Annotated in this window: 26 protein-coding genes, 1 tRNA gene and 1 pseudogene; 16 read left to right on the top strand and 12 right to left on the bottom strand. The window is 33.2% G+C overall.

What is annotated here, in order from left to right; all coding sequences use genetic code 11:
* Nucleotides 1-316: 316 nt before the first annotated feature.
* The 3 genes from ACNFIH_RS11390 to ACNFIH_RS11380 all read left to right on the top strand — a co-directional run bounded on the left by ACNFIH_RS11390 (nucleotide 317) and on the right by ACNFIH_RS11380 (nucleotide 3,314).
* Nucleotides 317-1,096: a TatD family hydrolase gene (locus ACNFIH_RS11390; RefSeq protein WP_426486703.1), complete on the top strand. Its 780-nt coding sequence runs from the start codon at nucleotides 317-319 to the stop codon at nucleotides 1,094-1,096.
* A 63-nt stretch (nucleotides 1,097-1,159) separates the two neighbouring features.
* Nucleotides 1,160-2,296, top strand: coding sequence for a 1-acyl-sn-glycerol-3-phosphate acyltransferase (locus ACNFIH_RS11385; protein WP_426486702.1), 1,137 nt, complete (start codon nucleotides 1,160-1,162; stop codon nucleotides 2,294-2,296).
* Nucleotides 2,286-3,314, top strand: a complete 1,029-nt coding sequence (locus ACNFIH_RS11380) for an asparaginase (protein ID WP_035646142.1) — start codon at nucleotides 2,286-2,288, stop codon at nucleotides 3,312-3,314. Before ACNFIH_RS11385 ends, ACNFIH_RS11380 begins: the two co-directional genes overlap by 11 nt.
* Before the next feature lie 66 nt (nucleotides 3,315-3,380).
* Here ACNFIH_RS11380 and ACNFIH_RS11375 read toward each other — a convergent pair whose 3' ends face one another.
* Nucleotides 3,381-4,622 carry an MFS transporter gene (locus ACNFIH_RS11375; protein ID WP_426486701.1) on the bottom strand — a complete coding sequence of 414 codons (1,242 nt, stop codon included), beginning with the start codon at nucleotides 4,620-4,622 and terminating at the stop codon, nucleotides 3,381-3,383.
* A gap of 90 nt (nucleotides 4,623-4,712) precedes the next feature.
* Here ACNFIH_RS11375 and ACNFIH_RS11370 point away from each other — a divergent pair, with 90 nt between their 5' ends.
* From ACNFIH_RS11370 to ACNFIH_RS11360, 3 genes are all read left to right on the top strand, one after another.
* Nucleotides 4,713-5,582 carry a LysR substrate-binding domain-containing protein gene (locus ACNFIH_RS11370; RefSeq protein WP_426486700.1) on the top strand — a complete coding sequence of 290 codons (870 nt, stop codon included), beginning with the start codon at nucleotides 4,713-4,715 and terminating at the stop codon, nucleotides 5,580-5,582.
* A gap of 56 nt (nucleotides 5,583-5,638) precedes the next feature.
* Nucleotides 5,639-5,725 (top strand) — tRNA-Ser (locus ACNFIH_RS11365).
* A 74-nt stretch (nucleotides 5,726-5,799) separates the two neighbouring features.
* Nucleotides 5,800-6,390 (top strand): hypothetical protein, encoded by a 591-nt coding sequence (locus ACNFIH_RS11360; RefSeq protein ID WP_426486699.1) that lies wholly within the window; start codon nucleotides 5,800-5,802, stop codon nucleotides 6,388-6,390.
* A 38-nt stretch (nucleotides 6,391-6,428) separates the two neighbouring features.
* Here the strand turns inward: ACNFIH_RS11360 and ACNFIH_RS11355 are convergent, their stop codons facing one another.
* The 6 genes from ACNFIH_RS11355 to ACNFIH_RS11330 form a co-directional block, all read right to left on the bottom strand.
* Complete coding sequence (locus ACNFIH_RS11355; protein ID WP_426486698.1) at nucleotides 6,429-7,532, bottom strand: sensor histidine kinase; 1,104 nt, start codon at nucleotides 7,530-7,532, stop codon at nucleotides 6,429-6,431.
* Between the two features lie 194 nt (nucleotides 7,533-7,726).
* Nucleotides 7,727-8,686, bottom strand: coding sequence for a nitrilase family protein (locus ACNFIH_RS11350; protein ID WP_426486697.1), 960 nt, complete (start codon nucleotides 8,684-8,686; stop codon nucleotides 7,727-7,729).
* 69 nt (nucleotides 8,687-8,755) lie between these two features.
* Nucleotides 8,756-9,577, bottom strand: a complete 822-nt coding sequence (locus tag ACNFIH_RS11345; RefSeq protein ID WP_426486696.1) for an AraC family transcriptional regulator — start codon at nucleotides 9,575-9,577, stop codon at nucleotides 8,756-8,758.
* A gap of 203 nt (nucleotides 9,578-9,780) precedes the next feature.
* Complete coding sequence (locus tag ACNFIH_RS11340; RefSeq protein WP_426486695.1) at nucleotides 9,781-10,542, bottom strand: SGNH/GDSL hydrolase family protein; 762 nt, start codon at nucleotides 10,540-10,542, stop codon at nucleotides 9,781-9,783.
* 66 nt (nucleotides 10,543-10,608) lie between these two features.
* Nucleotides 10,609-11,391 (bottom strand): DUF3050 domain-containing protein, encoded by a 783-nt coding sequence (locus ACNFIH_RS11335; RefSeq protein ID WP_426486694.1) that lies wholly within the window; start codon nucleotides 11,389-11,391, stop codon nucleotides 10,609-10,611.
* Between the two features lie 85 nt (nucleotides 11,392-11,476).
* Entirely contained in the window at nucleotides 11,477-12,658 is a 1,182-nt protein-coding gene (locus ACNFIH_RS11330; protein ID WP_035646122.1) for an acyl-CoA dehydrogenase family protein, read from the bottom strand.
* A gap of 165 nt (nucleotides 12,659-12,823) precedes the next feature.
* On the opposite strand from ACNFIH_RS11330, the pseudogene ACNFIH_RS11325 reads away from it, so the two are divergent.
* Both ACNFIH_RS11325 and ACNFIH_RS11320 read left to right on the top strand, forming a co-directional pair.
* Nucleotides 12,824-13,744, top strand: a pseudogene (locus ACNFIH_RS11325) (tetratricopeptide repeat protein); the annotation flags it as partial.
* 570 nt (nucleotides 13,745-14,314) lie between these two features.
* Nucleotides 14,315-14,572 (top strand): helix-turn-helix domain-containing protein, encoded by a 258-nt coding sequence (locus tag ACNFIH_RS11320; protein WP_371199621.1) that lies wholly within the window; start codon nucleotides 14,315-14,317, stop codon nucleotides 14,570-14,572.
* Between the two features lie 117 nt (nucleotides 14,573-14,689).
* Here the strand turns inward: ACNFIH_RS11320 and ACNFIH_RS11315 are convergent, their stop codons facing one another.
* Together ACNFIH_RS11315 and ACNFIH_RS11310 are read right to left on the bottom strand one after the other, a co-directional pair.
* Entirely contained in the window at nucleotides 14,690-14,827 is a 138-nt protein-coding gene (locus ACNFIH_RS11315; RefSeq protein ID WP_152560996.1) for an rSAM-modified peptide, read from the bottom strand.
* A 40-nt stretch (nucleotides 14,828-14,867) separates the two neighbouring features.
* Nucleotides 14,868-15,008, bottom strand: coding sequence for an rSAM-modified peptide (locus ACNFIH_RS11310; protein WP_426486693.1), 141 nt, complete (start codon nucleotides 15,006-15,008; stop codon nucleotides 14,868-14,870).
* A gap of 260 nt (nucleotides 15,009-15,268) precedes the next feature.
* Here ACNFIH_RS11310 and ACNFIH_RS11305 point away from each other — a divergent pair, with 260 nt between their 5' ends.
* From ACNFIH_RS11305 to ACNFIH_RS11270, 8 genes are all read left to right on the top strand, one after another.
* Nucleotides 15,269-16,825: a vitamin K epoxide reductase family protein gene (locus tag ACNFIH_RS11305; RefSeq protein ID WP_426486692.1), complete on the top strand. Its 1,557-nt coding sequence runs from the start codon at nucleotides 15,269-15,271 to the stop codon at nucleotides 16,823-16,825.
* Nucleotides 16,826-16,916: 91 nt separating this feature from the next.
* Nucleotides 16,917-17,054: a hypothetical protein gene (locus tag ACNFIH_RS11300; RefSeq protein WP_193745209.1), complete on the top strand. Its 138-nt coding sequence runs from the start codon at nucleotides 16,917-16,919 to the stop codon at nucleotides 17,052-17,054.
* A gap of 217 nt (nucleotides 17,055-17,271) precedes the next feature.
* Nucleotides 17,272-17,400 carry a hypothetical protein gene (locus ACNFIH_RS11295; protein WP_426486691.1) on the top strand — a complete coding sequence of 43 codons (129 nt, stop codon included), beginning with the start codon at nucleotides 17,272-17,274 and terminating at the stop codon, nucleotides 17,398-17,400.
* A 122-nt stretch (nucleotides 17,401-17,522) separates the two neighbouring features.
* On the top strand, nucleotides 17,523-17,720 hold the full coding sequence (locus ACNFIH_RS11290; protein WP_035646115.1) for a hypothetical protein: 198 nt from the start codon (nucleotides 17,523-17,525) through the stop codon (nucleotides 17,718-17,720).
* A 91-nt stretch (nucleotides 17,721-17,811) separates the two neighbouring features.
* Nucleotides 17,812-18,003 carry a hypothetical protein gene (locus ACNFIH_RS11285; protein ID WP_035646111.1) on the top strand — a complete coding sequence of 64 codons (192 nt, stop codon included), beginning with the start codon at nucleotides 17,812-17,814 and terminating at the stop codon, nucleotides 18,001-18,003.
* A gap of 362 nt (nucleotides 18,004-18,365) precedes the next feature.
* Nucleotides 18,366-18,548 carry a hypothetical protein gene (locus ACNFIH_RS11280; RefSeq protein ID WP_035646109.1) on the top strand — a complete coding sequence of 61 codons (183 nt, stop codon included), beginning with the start codon at nucleotides 18,366-18,368 and terminating at the stop codon, nucleotides 18,546-18,548.
* Nucleotides 18,549-18,848: 300 nt separating this feature from the next.
* On the top strand, nucleotides 18,849-21,041 hold the full coding sequence (locus ACNFIH_RS11275) for a peptidase domain-containing ABC transporter (RefSeq protein WP_426486690.1): 2,193 nt from the start codon (nucleotides 18,849-18,851) through the stop codon (nucleotides 21,039-21,041).
* Between the two features lie 3 nt (nucleotides 21,042-21,044).
* Nucleotides 21,045-22,340, top strand: coding sequence for an HlyD family secretion protein (locus tag ACNFIH_RS11270; RefSeq protein WP_426486689.1), 1,296 nt, complete (start codon nucleotides 21,045-21,047; stop codon nucleotides 22,338-22,340).
* On the opposite strand, the gene ACNFIH_RS11265 is transcribed toward ACNFIH_RS11270, so the two are convergent.
* The 3 genes from ACNFIH_RS11265 to ACNFIH_RS11255 form a co-directional block, all read right to left on the bottom strand.
* Nucleotides 22,337-23,044, bottom strand: a complete 708-nt coding sequence (locus ACNFIH_RS11265; RefSeq protein ID WP_426486688.1) for a tRNA1(Val) (adenine(37)-N6)-methyltransferase — start codon at nucleotides 23,042-23,044, stop codon at nucleotides 22,337-22,339. The genes ACNFIH_RS11270 and ACNFIH_RS11265 overlap by 4 nt on opposite strands.
* Nucleotides 23,045-23,126: 82 nt before the next feature.
* The gene (gene rimM / locus ACNFIH_RS11260) at nucleotides 23,127-23,651 is read right to left on the bottom strand and encodes a ribosome maturation factor RimM (protein WP_426486687.1); all 525 of its coding nucleotides are present in this window, start codon (nucleotides 23,649-23,651) and stop codon (nucleotides 23,127-23,129) included.
* 15 nt (nucleotides 23,652-23,666) lie between these two features.
* Nucleotides 23,667-24,236 carry a 30S ribosomal protein S16 gene (locus tag ACNFIH_RS11255; protein ID WP_035646095.1) on the bottom strand — a complete coding sequence of 190 codons (570 nt, stop codon included), beginning with the start codon at nucleotides 24,234-24,236 and terminating at the stop codon, nucleotides 23,667-23,669.
* Nucleotides 24,237-24,335 lie beyond the last annotated feature (99 nt).

The raw sequence follows: 24,335 nt of genomic DNA, 5'->3' as shown, positions 1-24,335 counted from the left end.
AAGGTTAAAAACTTTTACAAAGGTTTTTCAATTTTGTCATCCTGAGTGAAGCAGAAGAACAAATAAGTAATTAGAAAAGAATTGGGGATCTTTTTTAAGTGGACTTCGACTTCGCTCAGTCTGACAATATCAAGAATTTAATAAGCAGACCTTTGTCAAAGTTCAAAACTTTGACAAAGGTTTTCGTTTTTAAGAAAAAAATCCGTGCCAATCCGCGTTTTCACGAAGTGAATCCGTATCATCCGCGTTCCGTTTCACACGAATTGCTATTCTTTTAATATTGTCGTAATTTTGACAGCTTTAAAAAATTAGACAATTGAATTCGACACCCATTATTACCGATACACATACGCATTTATATTCTGAAGAATTTGATCAGGATCGTGACGCAATGATTCAGCGCGCCATAGATGCTGGAATTACACGTTTTTTTATTCCTGCAATCGATGCTGCTGCAACACAGTCTATGTACGATTTGGAGAAAAACTATCCTGAAAATATCTTTTTAATGATGGGACTTCATCCTACATATGTAAAAGATAATTATCTAGAAGAACTTGCGCATGTTGAAACTGAATTATCAAAAAGAAAATTCTACGCTGTTGGCGAAATCGGGATCGATTTGTATTGGGATAAAACACATTTGAAAGAGCAGCAAATTGCTTTTAAAAGACAAATTCAGTTGGCAAAACAGTACAAACTTCCTATTGTAATTCACTGTAGAGAAGCCTTCGACGAAATCTTTGATGTTCTTGAGGAAGAAAAATCTGATGATTTATTTGGGATTTTTCATTGTTTTTCCGGAACTTTAGAGCAAGCGGAACGCGCGATTTCTTACAATATGAAGTTGGGAATCGGTGGAGTTGTCACTTTTAAGAACGGAAAAATCGACCAGTTTTTAAGCCAAATTGATTTAAAACACATCGTATTAGAGACAGATTCGCCGTATTTAGCGCCAATTCCGTATAGAGGAAAACGAAATGAAAGTAGTTATTTAGTCAATGTTATTGCCAAATTAAGCGATATTTATGGAGTTTCTTCCGAAGAAATTGCAGTAATTACGACTCAAAATTCAAAAGACGTTTTTGGGATTTAACCCACGCCTTACAAAACTTTAATTTTTTTTTTGTTCTTTTGCCCACTTAAACCCAAATAAATAATGCAGAGATTTGATGCCATTCGACCGTTTTATGATTCCGAAATAAATGAAGCCCTTCATGATGTTGTAAATCATCCTATGATGAAAACCATGATGAACTTTACTTTTCCGGAAGTAGAAGATGAGGTTTGGAAGGATCAATTGAAAAAAACACATTCTATTCGTGATTTTCAATGCAATTTTATTTACAATACAATCCAAAAGGTTTTAGAAAAAAGCTCTGAAGGATTAACGACTTCAGGTTTTGAAAAATTGGAGCCAAATACTTCTTATCTATTTATCTCAAATCACAGAGATATTCTTTTGGATACTACCTTATTGAATGTTTGCTTGTTCGAACATGGTTTAGTAATGACTGCTTCGGCAATTGGAGATAATTTGGTTAAAAAAGCTTTCTTGGCAACTCTTGCAAAATTAAATAGAAACTTTTTGGTTTTAAGAGGATTAACGCCTCGTGAAATGTTGCAAAGTTCTAAATTATTGTCGGAATATATGGGACAGTTATTGCTTCGCGAAAACCGTTCGGTTTGGATTGCTCAAAGAGAAGGAAGAACAAAAGACGGAAATGACGAAACCAATCCAGGTGTTTTGAAAATGATCGGAATGGGTTCTGATGAAGAAAACTTAATGGATTATTTTAAGAAATTAAAAATCGTTCCGGTTTCTATTTCTTATGAATATGATCCGACTGATGTTTTGAAAATGCCGCAATTAATGGCAGAAGCAAACAACGAAGTTTACGTAAAAGATAAAAACGAAGATTTCATGACCATTTTGAGTGGCATCATGGGAACTAAAAAAAGAATACATATTTCTGTTGGCGATGTTTTAGACACAGAAATCGATCAGATTGTGGCCGAGAATGACAATGCAAACAAGCAAGTTCAGGCATTGGCACAAACTATCGATGATGTGATTTTGAAAAATTATCAATTATGGCCAACTAATTTTATTGCTTACGATATTTTAAACGAAACAGACAAATTTGCTCACAAATACAAAGAGAACGAAAAACAGCTTTTTGAGCGTCGTTTAGAAATGAGAATCGGAAGTGATAATCCTGTGACAAGACAAGGATTTTTAGCGATGTATGCGAATCCCGTTGTCAATAAATTAAAATACCAAGATGTCATCTAAAGCTAAAATACTATTGATTTATACCGGAGGAACCATCGGTATGAGCAAAGATTTTGAAACTGGAGCGCTAAAAGCCTTCAATTTTGGTAAATTAATTCAGAAAATCCCAGAAATTAAACAATTGGACTGCGAAATCGAATCGATTTCATTCGAACATCCAATTGATTCTTCCAATATGAATCCTCAAATGTGGACAAAAATTGCCACAATGATTGAGGAAAATTATGCTTCTTTCGACGGATTTGTTGTTCTTCACGGATCAGATACAATGTCGTATTCTGCTTCAGCATTGAGTTTTATGCTGGAGAATTTAGCCAAACCAGTTGTATTTACAGGTTCGCAATTGCCAATTGGAGATTTACGTACAGATGCAAAAGAAAACCTGATTACAGCAATTCAGATTGCATCTCTTTTAGAGAATGGAAAACCGGTTATCACAGAAGTGTGTTTGTATTTTGAATACAAATTATACCGAGGCAATCGAACGTCTAAAGTAAATGCAGAACATTTCAGAGCTTTTACAGCGCCAAATTACCCTGAACTGGTAGAATCTGGGGTACATTTAAAATTAAATAAACATTTATTTCTTCCAGTAAATAAAGATGCAAAATTGATTGTTCATAAAAACTTAGACAATCATGTTGCCATCATCAAAATGTTTCCGGGAATGAGCGAAATTGTTTTGGCTTCAATTTTGTCAACTCAAGGTTTACGCGGAATTGTTCTGGAAACTTACGGTTCAGGAAATGCACCGACTGAAGATTGGTTTTTAAATTTAATTGAAAAAGCCATAAAATCTGGAATGCATATCGTAAACGTAACACAATGTTCAGGCGGAAGCGTGAATATGGGACAATACGAAACAAGTACAGCCTTGAAATCTTTAGGAGTAATTTCGGGAAAAGATATTACTACAGAAGCAGCAATTACAAAATTGATGTATTTGCTTGGGCATAATATTCCACAAAACGAGTTTAAAGATATTTTTGAGACTGCACTTCGCGGAGAAATTTCGTAGAAAAAAATTCTAATTAAAAATCCCAGATTCAAAATTTCGATTTTTAGAATCTGGGATTTTTTAATTTTAATCTTTAGAATTTCTGTAAGGAACCGGACAAGTTTCTAAATCTTCAGAAGTAGTGTGTTTTTTATAATACACATAAACAATCACCGAAACAATACATATTATTCCCTGAATCGCAACCGTATTTCTTGTTCCGATAATGTGAGAAACGTAACCGATAATTAAACTTCCCACAGGAATCATTCCCTGATAAGCCATTAAATAATAACTGATACTTCTGGAACGCATATTTACAGAACTCTGTGTCTGAACATAAATATTTATAGATGAGGTTTGCGCCATCATTCCTACACCGCTCAACGCCATGCAAATAAGCGCGATAGTCAAACTATTTGAGTAAGCCAATATAATAATGCTGAAACCTAATAATAAACTCGCTGCGATCATTATTTTATTCATATTGTCGGCTTTTTTAAGGTTCGCCAAATATATTGCTGATACAATTGAACCAATTCCGGCAGCACTTTCAAACCAACTGAAGGTTTGTGCATTTCCGCTAAAAATATCTTTCGCAAAAACCGGCATCAAAGTATTGAACGAAATAACGAACAAGCTACTACACATTAGCATTAAAAGCATTCTTGCCATTTCGGTTTCTTTTTTTACATAATCTAAACCTTCAAGAAAATCATCCAACATTTTGAATTTATCTTCAGCTTTGATGTGAGGCGTTATTCTCATCATTAAAAGAGAAACTAAAACGGGAATATAGCTCATGAAATTTCCAATAAAACAAATGTCTTCACCATAATTGTGCAAAATAATTCCAGCTAGCGCCGGACCTGCAATTCGGGCAAAATTGTTTAAAGTTGAGTTTAATGCGACGGCGTTTGGCAAATCTTCTTTATCGTCAACAATATCTATCATCATGGTTTGTCTGCAGGTCATGTCGAATGCATTTATGATTCCCTGAAAAAGACTTAATGCCAAAATAAAATTAATATTGTAGATTTTTAGATAAAGTAGTAAAGCCAAAGCCCCAGCTTGAATCATTGCTAATGACTGCAATAAAATCATGGCTTTGTGTCGGTCATATCTTCCGATAACACTTCCTGCCAATGGTGCAAGAAATAAAGATGGAATCATGCTTAAAAATGTAGCCAAACCTAATAAAAATACGGAACCAGTTATACTATAAACCATCCAGCTGACAGCGGTTTTCTGCAACCAGGTTCCGACAATAGAAACGGATTGTCCGTAAAAGAAGAGCTTGAAGTTTCTAGATTTTAATGCTTTAAACATGATTTGTAATATTTAATACAAAGGTCGGGATTATGATTACATTAGAAAAATTAATAATTTTACTGATAATAAGTACTTAAACTTATCAATATGGAATTATATCAACTTGAATATTTTATTAAAACGGCTGAAGTATTGCATTTTACAAAAGCAGCCGAATTGTGTTTTGTAACGCAATCAGGCCTTTCGCAGCAAATTAAAAAACTGGAAGAAGAGCTTGGTTTGCCTTTGTTTAAGCGAATTGGCAAAAAAGTGCAGTTGACAGAAGCGGGTTCTGTTTTTTTAATTCACGCCAAAAAAGTAGTCGAAAATGTAGAAAACGGAAAACAGGCAATCGAAGATTTAAATGAAATGATTGGAGGTGAACTGAGAATAGGCGTTACGTATATTTTTGGTTTATTGATTCTTCCGGTTGTCAATGCATTTGCTAAAAAATATCAAAACCTTAAAATTGTTGTTGAATATGGGACAACAGAAGCTTTAGAGCAAAAACTAATTGAAAACCAGTTAGATGTAGTTTTGGTTATTTCATCGCATGAAATTGAATTGCCCATTCAGAAAATTCCCTTGTTTACTTCTCACATGGTTTTGGCGGTTTCCAGAACCCATGTTTTAGCAGCTTTAGATAAAATAGCTTTTAAAAAGATAGAAGAAATTCCGTTGGTTTTGCCCGGAAAAGGATCAAATTCAAGGGAATTCGTTGAAGAATTATTTCAAAAATTCAACATGAAACCTAAAATCTCAATAGAGTTGCATTCGATACACGCATTATTACAAATGGTAGAGAACAGTGATTGGGCGACAATTGTTGCTGAAATGGCATTAAAAGGCTGGGATCAGCTAAAGGCGATACAAATTACTGGCGTTGCAACAAAAAGAGAAGCTTTTATGTTGACGATTGGCGGTTACCAGAAAAAAGCAGTAAAACTATTTATGGAAGAATTTAGAAAAAGCATTTAAGTTGGAGATTTTGTTTTTAAAAACCATTTTTTTTTGTGTTCTTTGCAGACCAACAAAGAAAGGTGTCCGAGTGGTTGAAGGAGCTAGCCTGGAAAGCTAGTATATGGGTAACTGTATCGAGGGTTCGAATCCCTTCCTTTCTGCTGAATTTCAAGTTAAAACCTGTAGATTAATTTTTACAGGTTTTTTAATGTCTAAACCTTAACGTAAATTGTAAATGAAAAAAATCTTCTTGCTAGTAATTTTAGGAGTAAATTTAAATTTAAGCGCACAAAATGCGACCGCTGAAAAATCGATTTTTGGAGTACAGACAGGATTTATTGGTCTTTGGGCTAACAATGAAAGCCGACTTGTAAATAACTTTGTATTAAGAAGCGAAATTGGAATTGAGCATGATATTGCAGTAGGAGATCAGTATGATGGAGCAGGTTTTATTTTTCAGCCCGTGCTGACTTTAGAGCCGAAGTTGTATTACAATTTGAGTAAAAGAAGTCATACTGGGAAAAATATATCAAAAAACAGCGGTAATTACGTATCATTAAAAACAAGTTATCACCCTGATTGGTTTGTGTTGAATTTGGACGATAATATCACAAAAACAGCTGATTTAGCGATTGTTCCAACTTGGGGATTCAGACGTGTAGTTGGTGAGCATTTTACTTACGAAGGAGGAGCAGGTCTTGGTTACCGAATCGTTTTCCTAAAATCGAATTATTATAATGGACATGCAACAAATGCAGATGGTAATTCGACAAACAGAAATCAATACACACCTTATTTTCATATAAGATTAGGGTATACTTTTTAAAATAAAAAAACCTCTTGTAATTTTTACAGGAGGTTTTTTTATAGTACTGGAATATAAATATCAAACTTGGCGCCATGGTTTAATTTGCCTGTTGCCGTAATGATTCCTTGATGGTTTTCTACAATCTTCTTTGCTATAGTAAGACCAATTCCAGTTCCCTTATATTCTGCTCTGCTATGAAGTTGCTGAAACATTTCGAAAACACGACTTTCAAATTGCTGTTCAAACCCAATACCATTATCGCTGATTGTTATATGGCAATAATCAGATGATGACGGAAGATTCTTTGTTTTTTGTTTTGTATAAATGCTTTCTATTGTAATATGAGGTATTTCTCCTTGTTTTGAAAACTTGAGAGAGTTACTTATCAAATTGCATATAAGTTGATGAAATTGTGATGGTATTATATAGGCACTGCAATTTCCGGATACTTTTACAATGGCTTTTTTTAGATCGATTTCTTCACTTAAATCTTTTATTACTTTATTTATGACTTCATTAATACTAACGTTTTCAAATTTCTTTTCGGTTACATTTGTGCGCGAGTACGTTAATAGATCATTTATAAGTCCTTGCATATGAGAGGCGGCCACTTCGATACGTTCTAAATAGAATTTCCCCTTTTCAGTTAAATTTTGGTGCTCATCTGTATTTATTCTGTCTGTAAAAACCTGGATTTTTCGTAAAGGCTCTTGTAAATGATGACTTGAAATATAGGTAAAAGCTTCAAGTTCATTATTTGTCAATATTAATTCAGTTGCTCGTTTTTCTTTTTCTTTATTTTGAAAAGTAAGTTCGGCATTGGCAATAACCAACTCTGCGGCTCGTTTTTCTTTTTCCTGATTTTGATAGGCCAGTTCAGTATTGGCAATAACAAGTTCGGCAGCACGTTTTTCTTTTTCTTTGTTTTGGTATGCAAGTTCGGTGTTTGCTATAACTAATTCTGCGGCGCGATTCTCTTTCTCTTTATTTTGGTAAGCTAATTCGATATTAGCAATAATTAGTTCTGCGGCACGTTTTTTCCGCTCTTCTATTTGCTGAGAAAGTTTTTTATTGACGAACAATAATTCGTCATTATGATTTGCTTTATTTTTTTCTGGAAGAGCAAAACCATCAGTAGGAATATTTTTTTTTTCGCTCATGTTTTCTATTGCATTTACTCAAATATAACCTAACTAAATTTAAAGTGTTTGTTTTAAATGTTATAAGTGTATTTATAATAAAAAAACTAGCGTTATTACTGAAAACAGAAACTTATTTATTATTAAGTTTTTTCTTTCTTTTTATGATTAAGAATTTTATTTTTAAGTGCTGAAAAATTTAGTTGTTTTTGATTTTATTCTTTTGCAACTGAGTTCAGCCAGACTACATTTTGTTCTGATTTGTGATTTTGACCAATAATATCTTTGTACAATTTTGGTCTTCTAGCTTTTATATAGCGATTGCCTCCAGCCTGAATGCATTTTTCCGGAGTAAGTACAGCCTTTGCGAAAGAATCGTCAAAAGTTCTGCATTCGGCTAAAATATCTCCAAAAGGATCAATAATCATAGAGCAGCCGTTTTTTAACTGGTCATCGTCCATTCCTATAGGATTTGAAAATATCGCATAAACTGCATTGTCGTAAGCTCTTGCCGGAAGCCATTTCATTAACCAGTCACGGCCTTTCATTCCGTCAAATTCTAATCGTAAAGAAGTTGGATCTGTTTCGCGGTTTTCCCAAAGTTGAGGTGCAACAAAACCAGCGCCAGGTCGGGTAGAAGGAGTACACATGGTTACGTGAGGCATAAATATAATATCGGCACCTAGAAGTTTTGTTGCTCGTACATTCTCTATAATATTGTTATCGTAGCAAATTAGAATTCCGCATTTCCAGCCTTCAATTTCAAAAATGCAATAACGATCTCCAGGCGTTAAATACGGATTTATAAACGGATGTAATTTTCGGTATTTGGCCACTAAACCATTTTTATCTACACAAACATAAGCTTTAAAGAGATTGTCATTTTCATCTTTTTCGAAGAGCCCGGCTAATATTACAATGTTGTTGTTTTTTGCAATTTCAATCAATCTTAAAATACTTTCTCCACTCGGAATTAGTTCTGCCAAGTCCAACATTTGTTCTTTTGATAAATTTCTTGCAAATGTATATCCGGTTATTGAACATTCATGAAACGAAATCACATCGCAGCCTTCGTTAGCTGCTTTTTGAGAAAGCTTTTCGATTACCGATAAATTATAGTTTTTGTCACCGCTTTTGTTTTCGAACTGAGCTGTGGCTATTTTTAGATTTTTCATATTGCACGCTATTAATTTCAGTCAAAAATAGCATCGGCAATATTTTAAAAATTGTACAAAACCGACATTTTAAAATGGCGAAGCAGGGAATCTTTTTATAAGATTATTGGTTAATTTTCCGGTGTATAAGTATTCCTTCGGAGTTATTCCGGTGTGTTTTTTAAATTCTTTTATTAAATGTGATTGATCTGAAAATCCGGCATCGTAACAAATTGTTGTTAGATTAGTATCTTCGGTTTTGTCTTTTAATAATTTTAGGAAGTGATGCAGCCTCACAACATTACCAAATTTCTTTGGATTTAATCCGATGCATTCTTTGAATTTTCTTTCAAGATGTCTTTCAGTATAACCTGTGTATTCGACTAATTGTTTTATAGAGAATTGGCCTTTATTTGCGATGATAAAATTTAATGAATTATCTATTATAAACTGATTTGAAACCAGTTTAGCAGTAATCATTGATCTAAAAAAATGATTTAAAAGCTCAATTCGCAATTGATTGTTTTGTTGAGATAATTTTTCCTGAAGAGCAACAATCTTTTGATCAAATACATCTTCAACAGGAATAATAGCATCGTGAAATTCATTGGCAGGAATTCCTAATAATTGATGGATTCCGTTGGGTTGAAAGACAACAATGATTAACGTTATTTCATTCTCAGAATAAAGATCTTTAAAACCATTTAGCTGTCCGTATAAAAAAGAAGTTGGTAGATAATCTTTTGCATCAAATTTATTAATTCCAGAAATCAGTTTGCTTTTTACGGAGAATACAAGGCCGGTATTACCATCAGAAAACAGACGAAATTTTTGCACAGCAGTTTCTGTATTATCTAAAAAAAGATAATGTTTAATGTAAGGCGATAACTCTTTTGGAGGTGAAACTTGCATGAATTTAATCTATTCTAAGGCTAATCTGTTTTTGCTAAAGTAGGTATATTTTTCTCGAAAAAACAAAAAAATCTAGTCTAGCCCCGATAGAAGCGGTATCCTTTTATGGTCTCGTTTCTTTAACGAGACCATAAAAGATATAGCGGATAGCGGGACTAAACGTGTTTTGAAAACTAATTTTTCTGCTTCTAAAAATATAAAAACTAATCCTGCAAAACCATTTTGACTTTCGGCAGCATTCGCTCAACAAACATTTTATAAGCAGTTTCAGAAGGATGAAGCCCATCTGAAGCCACTAAGTTTGAATTGTTAAGACCTTGTCTTGTAATATCAGTAATTGAAATAAATGCAACATTTTTTGCGATGCAATAACGCTCCGCAAAAGAATTATAATTATTTAATTCGTTTGAAATTTTCATTCGGTTCTCATCCGTATAATTCTTCGTAAAGGGCGTATAGGCGTAATCTGGAATTGAAAGAACAATTACATTTTTATTGTCGCCTTTTGCAAGCGCTATTGCTTTGTTGAGTAATTGCGGAAATTCTTTTTCATAAACCGAGAAATCTTGATGCTGATATTGATTATTTACACCGATTAAAAGTGTAACCAAATCATAATTGGAATCGGGATTTTGAGTGTTTATTGCCGAAATTAAATCACTTGTTGACCAACCGGTTTGAGCAATAATTTTTAATGAAAAAGCAGTTTCGGGATAAATTGTTTGTAATTTGGTTTTGAGCTGTTCAGGATATCGGCAAGTTTCACAAACGCTTTGACCAATGGTATAACTGTCGCCTAAAGCGAGATATTTTATAGATGATGAAATTGGCGTAGTTGGAACTTCTGTCGTTGGCGGAGTTGTTGCCGGCGGAACAGTGGTATTCTCTGAATCTGATTGATCAGCGCTGCAACTCACAAATATCGAGAAGATAACAATAACTATTTGTTTGAAATGCAGTTTCATAATTTGGATAAATTAGGTTTGTAAACATCTTAAACAAATAGTTACGTTAAATATTTGAATTCGGTTTTAGACCATTTCAGCTTTTAAAAGAATTTCTTCCTCAATGGCATTCCAAAGTCCGATTCTTTTTTCTAAGGCTAAAATGGAAACTTCTTCGACTTCTTTCCATTTTTGAGCATCGTCTTCGCACAATTCTGTAATCATTTGCATTGCCATTGGTCCGTGTTCGTCGGCATCAAGTTCAATATGTCTTTCGAAATAATAAAGCAATTTTGCTAAATCAACTTCTGGAAGATTTTTTTGAAAGTTTTTCAGGATTTCAGTAAACATACTCGGAATCAAATCTTCTCTTCCAAAAGTAAATGCTGCAGCGATTTGGTGTGGTTTTCCTTCTTCAATTACTCTAAAAGTAAAGTCTAAGAAAGCTTTTACATCAGGGTGAAGCGAACTTTGTTTGATAGCAACAAAAATATTGTGAAGCGAATGTACTTCGGCTAAAAATTTATTGATTCCAGTTGTATCAGCACCACAGTCTTCCATTGCTTCAAGATACATTTCGTAATGGCTTTGTCTTCTTCCGTCAATCGTTAAATCGGTTTCTTCTGCAAGAACAATTTCGTTGATTAAATATCTTGTTTCTGGGTTTTTAGTGGCAAACCAAGGTGTTGTTGTGCACGTAAGTTTGGCTTGTAAAGCTTTTAGCAATGACATAAAATCCCAAACAGCAAAAACATGATTTTCTAAAAAACTGTGCAAGTCATCAATGTTTTGAATTTTGCCGTATAAAGAGTGGTTTAAAAGCTGGTCTTTTTGAGGTTGAATGCTATTGTTTATAGTTTCAATATTCATTTATGTAAATTTTGCTGCAAAGATAAAAAGCTTCTCGATTAAGAGAAGCTTTTTAAATTGATTTTGTATATAATTTAATAGTTGTTTATGATTTAAATGCTGGAATTCCAGTCACATCCATTCCGGTAATCAATAAATGTATGTCATGAGTTCCTTCATACGTGATTACACTTTCAAGGTTCATCATGTGGCGCATAATTGAATATTCGCCTGTAATTCCCATTCCGCCTAACATTTGTCTTGCTTCACGAGCTATTTCAATTGCCATATTAACATTATTACGTTTTGCCATCGAAATTTGAGCTGTTGTTGCTTTTCCTTCATTTCTCAAAACACCTAAACGCCAAGTTAATAATTGCGCTTTTGTGATTTCGGTAATCATTTCGGCCAATTTTTTCTGTTGTAATTGTGTTCCTCCAATTGGTTTTCCAAACTGAATTCTTTCTTTTGCGTAGCGTAAAGCTGTATCATAGCAATCCATCGCTGCTCCAATTGCTCCCCACGCAATTCCGTAACGAGCTGAATCTAAACAGCCAAGTGGTGCGCCTAATCCAGATTTGTTTGGTAAAAGATTTTCTTTTGGAACTTTTACATTATCAAAAATTAATTCTCCGGTAGATGATGCACGAAGTGACCATTTGTTGTGCGTTTCAGGAGTTGTAAAACCTTCCATACCGCGTTCAACAATTAAACCGTGAATTCTTCCTTCTTCATTTTTTGCCCAAACTACCGCAATATCAGCAAATGGAGCATTCGAAATCCACATTTTGGCACCATTTAAAAGATAATGATCGCCCATATCTTTAAAATTGGTAATCATACTTCCCGGATCAGAACCATGATCTGGCTCAGTTAAACCAAAACATCCCATGAATTCTCCGGTTGCCAATTTTGGCAAATATTTCATTCGTTGTTCTTCGTTTCCGTATTTCCAAATTGGATACATTACTAAAGATGATTGTACAGATGAGGTTGATCGAACTCCAGAATCACCTCTTTCGATTTCCTGCATAATCAAACCGTATGAAATTTGGTCTAAACCAGCACCGCCATATTCAACTGGAATATAGGGTCCGAAACCTCCAATTTCTCCAAGTCCTTTAATAATCTGTTTTGGAAATTCTGCTCTTTGTGCATACTCCTCAATAATAGGAGAAACTTCTCTCTTAACCCATGCACGTGCCGACTCACGAACTAGTTTATGTTCGTCAGTTAACAAATCGTCAAGGTTGTAGTAATCTGGTGCTTGAAATAAATCTGGTTTCATTTTTGATATGTTTTACAAAAACAAATTTACGCAATAAAAATATAACAAAACAAAGCTAAATTGTTATATTTTTTTAATTTTGTTGTAAAATTAACAAGACTATGGCAAATAAATTTTAGTATATTGAAAATATATGCGTTATTTTTGGAATCCAAAAACAAATTAATGAGGCTAATCATCTCTTTTTTATTTTTTCTTGTTCTTAATACGAGTTTTGCCCAACAAACTCAAATTAGCGAACAGGAATACTTAGTCCTGCAAGACAAAATTCGATTCAGTTTTAATGACAATGTCGATCGAGGTCTTGCATATACTAGAGAATTGATGAAATCAAACGATAATAAGCACCTGGCATTTGCTAATGGTGCAGCTTGTTATTTGTACCAAATGAAGGGCAATATTCCTAAGTCTGACGAAAGTTATAAAAAAGCATTTCAGTATTTAGAAAAAATGCCTGAATCTCCAGAAAAAACTAAACTCACAGCTTATCTTTATAATTTTCGAGGATTGACCGAATGGAAAAGAGGCAATTTAAGTGCTGCAATTGAAAATTATCAAAAAGGTATTAAGTTCTCCATTAAAGTTGAAGACGTTATTCAAATTGTTAAATTCAAAAGCAATATTGCAATTGTTAATGAACAGGTTGGAAATTATCAATTATCAATTAAAAATTTAAGGCAAAACAACGATTTCATTGATAAAAATGAAAGGGTTTACGCAAGGGATCAGTTTCAAAATAGTAAAAGCAACATTAATTTGGATTTAGGTGGTTCTTACGAGGGCTATTTTATGAAAAATCAAGATAAAAAGTATTTGCTTGACTCGGCTGAGTATTTTTATAAAAAAGCCGTTACTTATTCTCAAAATTTCACTAGTAATAAAATTGCCGCTAAAATGAGTTTAGGGAATATTTACCTAATGAAAAGTGACAATAAAAATGCTGAAAAAATCTATTATGATATTTTATTTTTGGCAAAGCAAAATAATTCGGAAAGCTTTTATCATACTGCTAATTATAATTTAGGAGATTTGTATTTTTATATGGGAAAATACGAGAAGGCTTTAGTTTGCTTAAAAAAAGTAGATTCTATTTCGTTGAAAAATAATACTTTGGATGAAAGTTTTTTGAAATCAAATTACCTTCAGGCTAAGATCTACAGCGCACTCAACAAACCAGAAGAAGCTTATAAACATTCTAAAATTTACTTGAATGCTTATGAAAAATCTCAGACAAAATTTAGAGACGAAGCTCAAGAAGTAAATTATAAATTAGGTGTAGAAGATTTGAGCGCGGAAATGCTTACTATTCAGGAAAAATATAAATACGATGTTTTAATAAGTAAAGCACTAAAAGTGTTTTATGTGCTTCTTGTTTTAGGAATTGTATTTTTTCTGATAAAAAACATTCGAGATAAAAATAAAGCACATAAAAAAATGAATGCTTTAATTGAGGAGTTTAAAGCTAATTTGGAGAAAAAAGAAAACCCTCCAGTTTTAGTAGAAGCTATTGAAAACTTAGAGACTGAGGAAATTCAGCTTAAAAAGGAAAATGCTAATTTAAGTATTGACGAAGCCAAGGAAAATAAAATTGTCGAAAAATTATTGGCGCTTGAAAATAAACTCGAATATCTCAATGCCGATTTTACTTTGCCTTATGTGGCTAAGAAAATTAAAACCAATACCACTTATTTGTCTTATGTAGTGAATAAACGATTTGGTAAATCATTTGGAGAATATTCAAATGAGCTTAAAATTAATTATGTAATAAATGAAATGATTACCAATCATATGTACCGCAAATATTCTACACAAGCTATTGCCGAAAGTGTTGGTTTTAAAAATGCAGTTTCATTTGCAAAATCATTCCGTAAACGAACAGGCGTTTCTCCAGCTCAGTTTGCAAGTAATATTTAGAAATAATACTTTGTGACACTTTTATAAAAGTTATTGGTACCATCTTTAATATTGTAAAAAAAAAACAGCTAAACTCAAGTTTAGCTGTAAATGTTTATTTTGCAAAAAAAAATGGTTTTATCCATTTCCTGTGGATCCTTTTCCCGGCTCGTTTTTAACATCTGTTTCACCATCTCCTCCGCGAACAGCTTTTTGTTGGTTTGAAGATAATTTTAAAGTTTCAAAATCTTCAATTTTCATTTTTGTATTCTTCATGATATTTTTAATTTAAGTATAAATTGATTTTTATAAAGTATTATCCGTTTCCTCCTTTTCCATCTTTTCCAGGTTCATTTGGTGGATAATCGTCACCATCGCCGCCGTGAACTAGTTTTTGCTCATTTTTTGATAATTTTTCGGCTTCAAAATCTTCGAATTTTAATGTCTTATTTGCCATGATTTTACTTATTAGGATTATTGATATTCAAAGCTAGATAAAAAGGAAAACGCTTTGTCGAGATTTGGGTTTTGACAATTTTAGAACAAAAAAAATCGTTGTAAATATTTGATTTTCAATAAGTTGTAAGTTTGTCTATGACTGGTATAATTTATAAATTGTATGTAGTATAATTGATAAAATGTCTACCAAAGGTCACTTTTTCTCGATAAAAACCACAATATTTGTACTGTAATTATGATTTAAAGCAATCAAAAACGATGTTAAAACTAGTCCAAAAATTTCTACAAATAAATAGATACTCAGACATCAAAAATGAGTTTAAGGATTTGTTTTTGTCTCATCCTAATTATCCAAGTTTATTTGCGATAACAGATTCGTTAGATTTATTATCAATAGAAAATGCAGCCATCAGAGTTCCGAAAGAGCAAATAGTAGATTTGCCTTCAAATTTTTTAGCTTACTTTAAGGAAGAACTTGCATTAGTAGAAAAGACTAAAAATTATGTTCGCATAACTACAATTAAAAAAGGAGCACAAAAAATAGCGTATGAAAAATTCCTTTTAGACTGGAATGGAGTAATTGTAGCTATCGAACCTAATAATGTTATAGCAAGAGATAGTTTAAAAGTAGAATTGAGCTGGTTGAAGTATTGTCTTCCATTCGTATTCGTAATCGGATTGTCGTTCTTCTATAATACATATGATGCTTTTAGTGTGTTTTTCTTAATTACATCAACATTAGGATTTATAGTAAGTGTTTTTATTGCACAGGAAAAATTGGGCTTTAAAAACGGCATTATATCAAAATTTTGCAGTTTAAGTTCAAATTCATCCTGCAACTCTGTAATTAATTCTAGTGAAGGAACAGAAAACAAGGTATTTAATTTCTCTGATTTGCCACTAATGTTCTTTACATCAAGTTTAATAGCAATATTGATTCAGCCTTTAAATTCAGCAATTTTCGTTGGTTTTTTAAGCTTGCTTGCAATACCAATTATAGTATCATCTATTTGGATTCAAAAATTTGAACTTCAAAAATGGTGCGTAATGTGTTTAGTAGTTTCATTTTTGATTTTTATGCAGAGTTTTATCTGGTTTTCATCAGATTTATTCACATTGAGTTTCAGTTTCGAAAGTATTTTTCCATTTGTTTTCTCTTTGGCACTCCTTATACCAATCTGGTTGGCAGTGAAACCAATGATTAAAAATGTTTTAAATAGCGAAAATTCACTCAAAGAACTGAAAAAATTCAAAAGAAATTATTCACTATTAAACTTCCTTGCTAAAAAAGTGCCTTATCCAGATGGATTGGAAGAGCTAAGAGGTTTGAATTTTGGAAGCCGAAGCGCGGCAATCAAATTATCAATAATCATAAGTCCAAGTTGCGGACATTGTCATAAAACATTTCACGAAGCATTTGATCTAGTTTTAAGATTTCCAGATAAAATTTATTTGAATGTATTGTTCAATATTAATCCGGAAAACACTGAAAATCCATATAAAATAATTGTCGAAAGAATTTTGACAATCAACAGAGCAACACCTGGAAAAACAGTTGAAGCGATTTCAGATTGGCATATTAAAAAAATGAGCCTTAAAAAATGGCTTAAAAAATGGCATGTTGAACCTGTCAGCATTTTAATAAGTCAAGAAATCAACAAACAGTACGAATGGTGTTCTAAAAATAATTTTAATTATACCCCAGTCAAAATCGTAAACGAAAAATTGTTTCCAAACGAATATGAACTGAGCGAACTAAAATACTTTTTGAACGATTTTGCTGAAGAAGTTGAAGTTTTGGAAAAAATAGCTTAGCGGCACCAATAAATTCCTGCGCAGGGATAGACATAAGCTTCAAGTGTCTTAAAATGATTGAAGGCCTATTATCAAGAAACAAAAACCACAAATGATGTTAGAAAAATTTTTAAAAAAAGAGGGTACTAAAAAATTATCGAAAGAGGAACAAAAAAATATTGCAGGCGGAACCTACCCTGAAGTTGGAATGTGTTGGGATGCTGTGAGAGGATATTATAAATGTCCATAAAAAGAAAACAGTGCGGAGAAGTTTAAAAGCTTCTCGGCATTTCACAAGAATGAACTGAGCGAACTAAAATACTTCTTAAACGATTTTGCTGAAGAAGTTGAAATTTTGGAAAAAATAGCTTAGCGGCTTTACTAAATTCCTGCGAAGGGATAGACATAAGCTTCAAATGTCTCAAAATGATTGAAGTCCTATTTTTAAGAAACAAAAACCAAAAATCATGTTAGAAAAATTTTTAAAATCGGAAGGGACTAAAAAATTATCAAAAGAAGAGCAAAAAAATATTTCGGGTGGAAATGTTCCTCCAGGAATATGCTGGGATATTTGGAGAGGAGAATATAAGTGCTAATATCCTTTGAAAAATAATGGGTGCAGAGGAGCTTTTTAGTTTCTCTGCGCTTCATAAAAAATTGAAGAATAAATAGAGATTGCCGTTTTGAATAAATGTAGGAGAACTAAAAATTGAAGATTATGCTAAAGAATATTTTAAATCTAGAAGGAACACAGGAAATAACTGCCAGTGAACAAAAATTGATTCTTGGCAATTATGCAAAAGAGAATGTGTCTAAGTGCAACGCATGGGATTATGTGTCAGCAATGTCATATGAAGACTGTACAGACTATTTTGCGTTAGAAATGAGTTATTCTGACGCTTTGGTAATGGGCTAATGTTTTCAGGCCGTAAAAAGGCTAAAACGAAGTTGATTACTGAAAGCAGGATGTTTTAGAAATAGAAAATCAAAAATTAATTCAAAAATTTATGATAAGAAAAATTTTAAGTCTGGAACATGCTCAGAAAATCAGTAAAACGGAGCAAAAAACCATAAAAGGAGGTATTCCTGAATGTTGGATTAATGCAATAGAGGCAGGATGTGTTTTAATACCGGCCGGTGGGGTTTGTCCGATGGATACTTTACCAGGAATTTGCCAGACAAGCCGTTTATGCTGCTAAAAATGAAATTTATTAAGTAAACAATATAAAGCCTTATCAAAAATTTAGTCATGTTTTTTTTTGAATTTGTAGGCGCTCGATCGTGGAACATTGAGCAAATATCCCAATATTGATGATTGGTGTTGGGATTCTCAGGAAATTGGCCGCTGCGTTGATTTTATTTGGTTAGGTTAACCAGTGGCAGATCCTAGAGAAATTAAAATTATCGAATAATTGAAATACTTTGAGCAGTAAGAAAAACATTTCTAGCTGCTTTTTTTTTAAAAAATTATCTTATCTGAAATATGATTTAAAAGAAAAGACAGAAGCTTCAAATGTCTTAAAATGATTGAAGCATTAACAAAACCCAAAAAACCCACATTATGTTAAAGAAAATTTTTGAATTACATGGAGCTACTGAATTAAGTAAAGAAGAGCAACTAGGACTTAAAGGTGGTAACGCACCGGTTTGCGAACCAAACACTACTGCTAAAAGATGTCCGAGAACAGCAACTTCGCCAGCTTATTGGATTTGCGTGACAGATCCTAACGAACCATGTGAATAGATATTTTAAATACAATAAACTTGTTAATTAGTAAAAGAGAGATATCTTTTTTTTTTTTGACATGTTTTTACAAATCTAACAGAGAGGAAAATTTTTCCTCTCTATTTTTTTGTGTACAATTCTTTTCTCAAAAGGCGATTTTCTTATTATAATTTTACATTGTATTTGAGAATGGTTTCACTTATTTTTAAATACTTTGAATAATCACAATTTGAGAAACAAAAAATTCTTTAAGTGCGCGATAAATATTACATTAGCAAAGCTAAAAATTTACCACTCAAGTTTGAAAATGATTAAAAATTGAAAAAATTCACCCATTATAAACAGGCCGACGTTAAAGATTGCGGTCCAACATGTTTAAAAATAATAGCTAAACATTACGGAAAAACAATCAATATTCAGGAGTTGCGCGACAGCAGTGAAACCACTCGTGAAGGAAGCAATTTGCTTTTTTTGAGTGATGCCGCGGAGAAAATTGGTTTTCGAACATTAGGTGTAAAATTAAGTGCTGAAAAATTAGATGAAGCGCCGTTGCCTGCTATTTTGCATTGGAATAAAAACCACTATGTTGTACTGTATAAAATAAAAAAAGGAATTTATTATATTTCAGATCCTGCTTTTGGCGTGATTGAATACAACAAAGAGGATTTCTTAAAATTCTGGATCGGCAACAATGCTGATGATTCTACCAGTGAAGGAATTGCCTTATTGATGGAAGCAACTCCAAAATTCTTTCAATCTGAATTTGATAAAGAAGACAATAAAGGCTTAGGTTTTAGTTTGCTGTCGCAATATGTTTTGCGTTATAAATCGTATTTGATACAGTTGAGCATCGGATTACTGGCAAGCAGTATGATAATGGCAATTGTGCCTTTTTTGACACAAAGTATTGTTGATGTCGGGATCCAAAATCAAAATCTTCATTTTATTTACCTGATTCTTTTTGCGCAATTATTTCTTTTTGCCGGAAGAACAGGTCTGGAACTCATTAGAAGCTGGATATTGTTGCATCTTTCCACTAGAATCAATATTTCGCTAATTTCAGATTTTTTCATCAAGTTGATGAATCTTCCAATTTCATTTTTTGACGTAAGAATGACGGGAGATATCATGCAACGCATTAATGATCATCGCCGAATCGAAAAAATTCTTACTACATCTTCTCTGAGTGTTTTATTTTCGGTTATAAATATGTTTGTTTTAGGTGCAGTTTTGGCGTATTTCAATTGGCAGATTTTTTTAGTCTTTTTTGCTGGAAGTATTCTTTATTTTGGCTGGATTACACTTTTCTTGAAAAGAAGAGAAATTTTAGATTACAAACGTTTTGCAGAAGTTTCTCAGGAACAAAGCAAAGTAATGGAACTTATTAATGGGATGCAGGAAATCAAACTTCACAATGCCGAGAAGCAAAAACGCTGGGGTTGGGAGTATGTGCAGGCAAGATTATTTAGGGTTTCGATAAAAGGACTGATTTTAGAGCAAACGCAAACTATTGGTTCATCGGTAATTAATGAATTGAAAAATATTTTTATCATCTTTCTTTCGGCTAAATTGGTGATCGACGGCTCAATAACATTAGGAATGATGCTAGCAATCAGTTCAATTGTTGGTAGTTTGAATGGACCAATTACACAGCTTATTGAATTTGTGAGAGAACTTCAGGATGCTAAAATATCTTTAGCAAGATTGTCTGAAATTCATGAAAAAGAAGATGAAACTCAACAGGAACATCATCAGTCAAATGATGTTCCGTATGATGGTGACATTAACATCAAGGATCTCAATTATCGCTATTTAGGATCAGATGTTCCTGTTTTGAAAGATTTAAACCTGACAATTCCGGCCAATAAAGTAACGGCGATTGTGGGAACCAGCGGCAGTGGAAAGACAACTTTAATGAAGCTTCTTTTGAAATTTTATGAACCTGAAAAAGGAGAAATTACAATTGGTAATGCTCAATTGAGGAATATTTCGCAAAAAGCGTGGCGCTCAAATATAGGAGCAGTCATGCAAGAAGGCTTTATTTTTAGTGATACAATTGCCAATAATATTGCTATCGGTGTCGATAAAATTGATAAACAACGCTTACTTTATGCCGCAGATGTAGCTAATATTAAAGAATATGTGAGCGAGCTTCCACTTGGATACAACACAAAAATTGGTGCAGAAGGGACAGGAATGAGCACGGGACAAAAACAGCGCTTGCTCATTGCGAGGGCGGTTTATAAAAATCCGGAAATATTGTTTTTTGATGAAGCAACATCGGCCTTGGATGCTAATAATGAAAAAGAGATTATGGGAAAATTAGATATTTTCTTTAAAAATAAAACCGTTATTGTCATCGCACACCGATTAAGTACAGTGATGAACGCAGATCAGATTGTAGTTTTAGATAAAGGAAAAATCATTGAAATAGGAAATCACTCTGCGCTTGTCGAGCAAAAAGGAAATTACTTTGAATTAGTTAAAAACCAACTGCAATTAGGGAATTAAATTATGGCAGAAGATTATAATGCAATAGAATTAAGGAGCGAGGAAGTCCAGGATATTCTCACTAAAGTGCCACACTGGATGATCAGATGGGGGACGGTTCTCATTTTTGCAATCATATTGATGTTGTTTTTTGTTTCCTGGTTTGTAAAATACCCAGATGTAGTAAATACCGAAATCATAATTACGACTAATATTCCACCAGAGAAAATTGTTTCGAAGTCATCTGGCCGTATTGAAGCTATTTTGGTCAAAAATAAGGCGTTAGTGGCTAAAAACACAACTCTTGCCATTATTGAGAACACGGCAAATTACAAAGATGTTTTTTTACTAAAAGGCATTGTCGATAATTATAATATTAATGATTCAAATAAGGAATTTCCATTTGCTTTATTGAAAAATGTTCAGCTTGGCGAAATTGAAAGCGCTTTTGGTGTTTTTCAAAAGGATTACGAAGCAGAGAAGCTGAATGAAAACCTTAAGCCTTTTGAAGTCGAAAACAGAGCACAGGTTTCTGAAAAAATCCAAATCAAGGAAAGACTTGAGATTCTTCAACAGCAAAAAATAATTAATGAAAGCGAGTTGCAGCTTCAAAAGAATGAAATAGCCCGTTTTGAAACCTTATTCAATAAAGGAATCATTTCAGCGCAGGAAATGGAAGCAAAAAAATTAGGTTACTTACAAGCCCAGAAAAGTTACAAGGGACTTTTATCTTCGATTTCACAGTTAAAATCGGCTTTGATTGATAATACAAAATTGAGCCAGACGTCTCAGATAAGCGGAACTAAGGAAGAAGTGAACTTAGGTCGCAACGTGGCGCAGTCTTTTTATCAGCTAAAAAAAGTCATCAAAGATTGGGAGCTGGCATATACACTGAAATCATCTATAAGCGGTGTGGTTACTTTTTTGCAGGTTTGGAATGAAAGCCAAACAATTAATGTGGGCGATAATGTGTTTTCGATTATTCCTGATGCAAAAAATGGTTTTATTGGAAAAGTAAAAGCACCAGCCTTGAATTCGGGAAAAATAAAAGTTGGACAGCGCGTAAATATTCGTCTGGCAAATTATCCTGATCGCGAATTTGGAGTTTTAAAAGGAGAAATTAAAAATATTTCGCTTGTGCCGGACAAAGATGGAAATTTATTACTTGATGTCGCTTTGCCAAACGGACTCGAAACTTCATATAAAAAGCAGATTGTATTTCAGCAAGAAATGAAAGGAGGAGCTGAAATCGTAACAGAAGATTTAAGATTAATCGAAAGAATATTATATCAGTTCAAAAATATATTTGAGCAGGTTTAGAATTTTAAATAAAACTCTTTAGTCAATTCAATGTATTCAGGTGTATAAACATGTCTGTCGATTTCGATAACTAATTCATCGATTTCAATTTCAGAAATTTCATTTCGGCTAAAAGCCAATAAACTGCGTTTGATTTCTGATTTTGGAGTTCCTTTTACGCGAGTAATTTTTATTGGAAACAATTCCGCTTCTTTAGCTAGAGCGATAAATTTTTCTTCTTCTTTGAAAGGAATGATGATTGCTAAAATTCCATTTTCTGAAAGTAATAAATCGGCTGCTTCAACAATTTCTTCAAAAGGCATTGCGTCTTGAAATCTTGCTAAATCACGTTGTTCATTTTCTGTCTTATAATCTTCGGCATAAAATGGCGGATTGGAGATAATTAGATCATATTCGTCTTCCGGCTCTTCAATAAATTCATCTAAACCAGCATGAAAACAAAATAAGCGATCACCCCAAGGAGAATTTTCGAAATTTTCAACGGCTTGTTCGTAAGCGTCTTCATCAATTTCAAGAGCATCAATTTGTTCAGCACTGCATCTTTGTGCAAGCATCAAAGCAATAATTCCAGTTCCTGTACCAATATCTAAAACACTAAACGGATTATGATGAATTGGAGCCCAAGAACCTAATAAAACGCCATCAGTGCCAACTTTCATTGCACAACGATCTTGGTTAATAGAGAATTGTTTGAACTGAAACATTTGATTTATAATTTATAAAGAAAGATTTTAATAAGAAAGATTATTTTTCGATTAAACAATTAACCGATTAAATAAATAAACTTTACAAATACATTTCCACAAGACCTTCAGGAAGGTTCATGATGACTTTTTTGTTCTCACGATCGATTTTTACAAGGAAATGATCAATCATTGGAACTAAAATTTCTACATCACCATTTAGAACTTCAAAAAGTGGTTGCGCAGATGAGTCATTTATGGAAGTTATTTTTCCGAAAACACCTAAACGTTGATCTTCGATTTCAAAACCAATAACTTCGTGGAAATAAAATTTGTTACCTGTAAGTTTTGGTAACATTGTTAAAGGAAGATAAACGGAGTTGCCAACTAAGGCATCTGCATCTTCTTCAGAATTTACATCTTCAAAACGAACTCTTAAAAAGTCGCCTTTGTGTAAAGAGCTTGTTTCAATAAAAAAAGGAACCAAGTGTTTGTTATGTTCAACAAACACTGATTCCAGATTTTCGTATAACTCAGGTTCGTCTGTGTCTAAATAGATCAGAACTTCACCTTTGAAACTAAATTTTTTAGCGATTTTACCTAAATAAAAACAGTCTTCTTTACGCATTATCGCTAAGTAAAATTATGCTTCAGTTGTTTCGTTATTCTCTTCAGCAGCCGGAGCTTCTTCAGTTGCAGCTTCAACTTCAGCAACTTCTTCAGTAGCCTCAGCAGCAGATGCAGCAGCGATAGCATCAGCTTCAGCCTGAGCTGCAGCAGCTAAACGCTTAGCGTTAACTTCTTTTTCTGCTTTTAAAGCTTTTGCTTTAGCATCAGCTTGCGCTTTTGATAAACCATCTTTTTTAGCATCAACTTTTCCTGCTTTAGCCTCTAACCAAGCTGCTAATTTAGCATCTGCTTGCTCTTGAGTTAAAGCTCCTTTACGGATACCTCCATCAAGGTGGTGTTTCAATAAAGCACCTTTGTAAGAAAGGATAGCTCTTGCAGTATCAGTTGGTTGAGCACCATTGTGTAACCATTTAACTGCGCTGTCAAGGTTTAACTCAACAGTTGCTGGGTTAGTGTTTGGATTGTAAGTACCGATTTTCTCTAAGTATTTACCATCTCTTTTTGAGCGTGCATCTGCAGCTACAACCCAGTAAAAAGGTTTTCCTTTTTTACCGTGTCTTTGTAATCTAATTTTTACTGACATAATCTTATGATTAAATTTTGAGGTACTCGACCTCTGTTAATTAAGGGCGCAAAGATATAATTTTTTTATGAATTAAACATTTTAAAAGGGATTAATTCT

The organism is Flavobacterium sp. 2 (assembly GCF_049949195.1).
Classification (GTDB): Bacteria; Bacteroidota; Bacteroidia; order Flavobacteriales; family Flavobacteriaceae; genus Flavobacterium.
The sequence above is the reverse complement of the archived record's forward strand: the minus strand, read 5'-3'. Positions and strand labels throughout refer to the sequence as shown.

Coding starts and splice junctions, on each gene's coding strand:
- ACNFIH_RS11385 (WP_426486702.1), top strand. CDS start 1,160: ATGCAGAGATTTGATGCCATTCGACCGTTTTATGATTCCGAAATAAAT.
- ACNFIH_RS11380 (WP_035646142.1), top strand. CDS start 2,286: ATGTCATCTAAAGCTAAAATACTATTGATTTATACCGGAGGAACCATC.
- ACNFIH_RS11375 (WP_426486701.1), bottom strand. CDS start 4,622: ATGTTTAAAGCATTAAAATCTAGAAACTTCAAGCTCTTCTTTTACGGA.
- ACNFIH_RS11370 (WP_426486700.1), top strand. CDS start 4,713: ATGGAATTATATCAACTTGAATATTTTATTAAAACGGCTGAAGTATTG.
- ACNFIH_RS11360 (WP_426486699.1), top strand. CDS start 5,800: ATGAAAAAAATCTTCTTGCTAGTAATTTTAGGAGTAAATTTAAATTTA.
- ACNFIH_RS11355 (WP_426486698.1), bottom strand. CDS start 7,532: ATGAGCGAAAAAAAAAATATTCCTACTGATGGTTTTGCTCTTCCAGAA.
- ACNFIH_RS11350 (WP_426486697.1), bottom strand. CDS start 8,686: ATGAAAAATCTAAAAATAGCCACAGCTCAGTTCGAAAACAAAAGCGGT.
- ACNFIH_RS11345 (WP_426486696.1), bottom strand. CDS start 9,577: ATGCAAGTTTCACCTCCAAAAGAGTTATCGCCTTACATTAAACATTAT.
- ACNFIH_RS11340 (WP_426486695.1), bottom strand. CDS start 10,542: ATGAAACTGCATTTCAAACAAATAGTTATTGTTATCTTCTCGATATTT.
- ACNFIH_RS11335 (WP_426486694.1), bottom strand. CDS start 11,391: ATGAATATTGAAACTATAAACAATAGCATTCAACCTCAAAAAGACCAG.
- ACNFIH_RS11330 (WP_035646122.1), bottom strand. CDS start 12,658: ATGAAACCAGATTTATTTCAAGCACCAGATTACTACAACCTTGACGAT.
- ACNFIH_RS11315 (WP_152560996.1), bottom strand. CDS start 14,827: ATGAAGAATACAAAAATGAAAATTGAAGATTTTGAAACTTTAAAATTA.
- ACNFIH_RS11310 (WP_426486693.1), bottom strand. CDS start 15,008: ATGGCAAATAAGACATTAAAATTCGAAGATTTTGAAGCCGAAAAATTA.
- ACNFIH_RS11305 (WP_426486692.1), top strand. CDS start 15,269: ATGTTAAAACTAGTCCAAAAATTTCTACAAATAAATAGATACTCAGAC.
- ACNFIH_RS11300 (WP_193745209.1), top strand. CDS start 16,917: ATGATGTTAGAAAAATTTTTAAAAAAAGAGGGTACTAAAAAATTATCG.
- ACNFIH_RS11295 (WP_426486691.1), top strand. CDS start 17,272: ATGTTAGAAAAATTTTTAAAATCGGAAGGGACTAAAAAATTATCAAAA.
- ACNFIH_RS11290 (WP_035646115.1), top strand. CDS start 17,523: ATGCTAAAGAATATTTTAAATCTAGAAGGAACACAGGAAATAACTGCC.
- ACNFIH_RS11285 (WP_035646111.1), top strand. CDS start 17,812: ATGATAAGAAAAATTTTAAGTCTGGAACATGCTCAGAAAATCAGTAAA.
- ACNFIH_RS11280 (WP_035646109.1), top strand. CDS start 18,366: ATGTTAAAGAAAATTTTTGAATTACATGGAGCTACTGAATTAAGTAAA.
- ACNFIH_RS11270 (WP_426486689.1), top strand. CDS start 21,045: ATGGCAGAAGATTATAATGCAATAGAATTAAGGAGCGAGGAAGTCCAG.
- ACNFIH_RS11265 (WP_426486688.1), bottom strand. CDS start 23,044: ATGTTTCAGTTCAAACAATTCTCTATTAACCAAGATCGTTGTGCAATG.
- rimM (WP_426486687.1), bottom strand. CDS start 23,651: ATGCGTAAAGAAGACTGTTTTTATTTAGGTAAAATCGCTAAAAAATTT.
- ACNFIH_RS11255 (WP_035646095.1), bottom strand. CDS start 24,236: ATGTCAGTAAAAATTAGATTACAAAGACACGGTAAAAAAGGAAAACCT.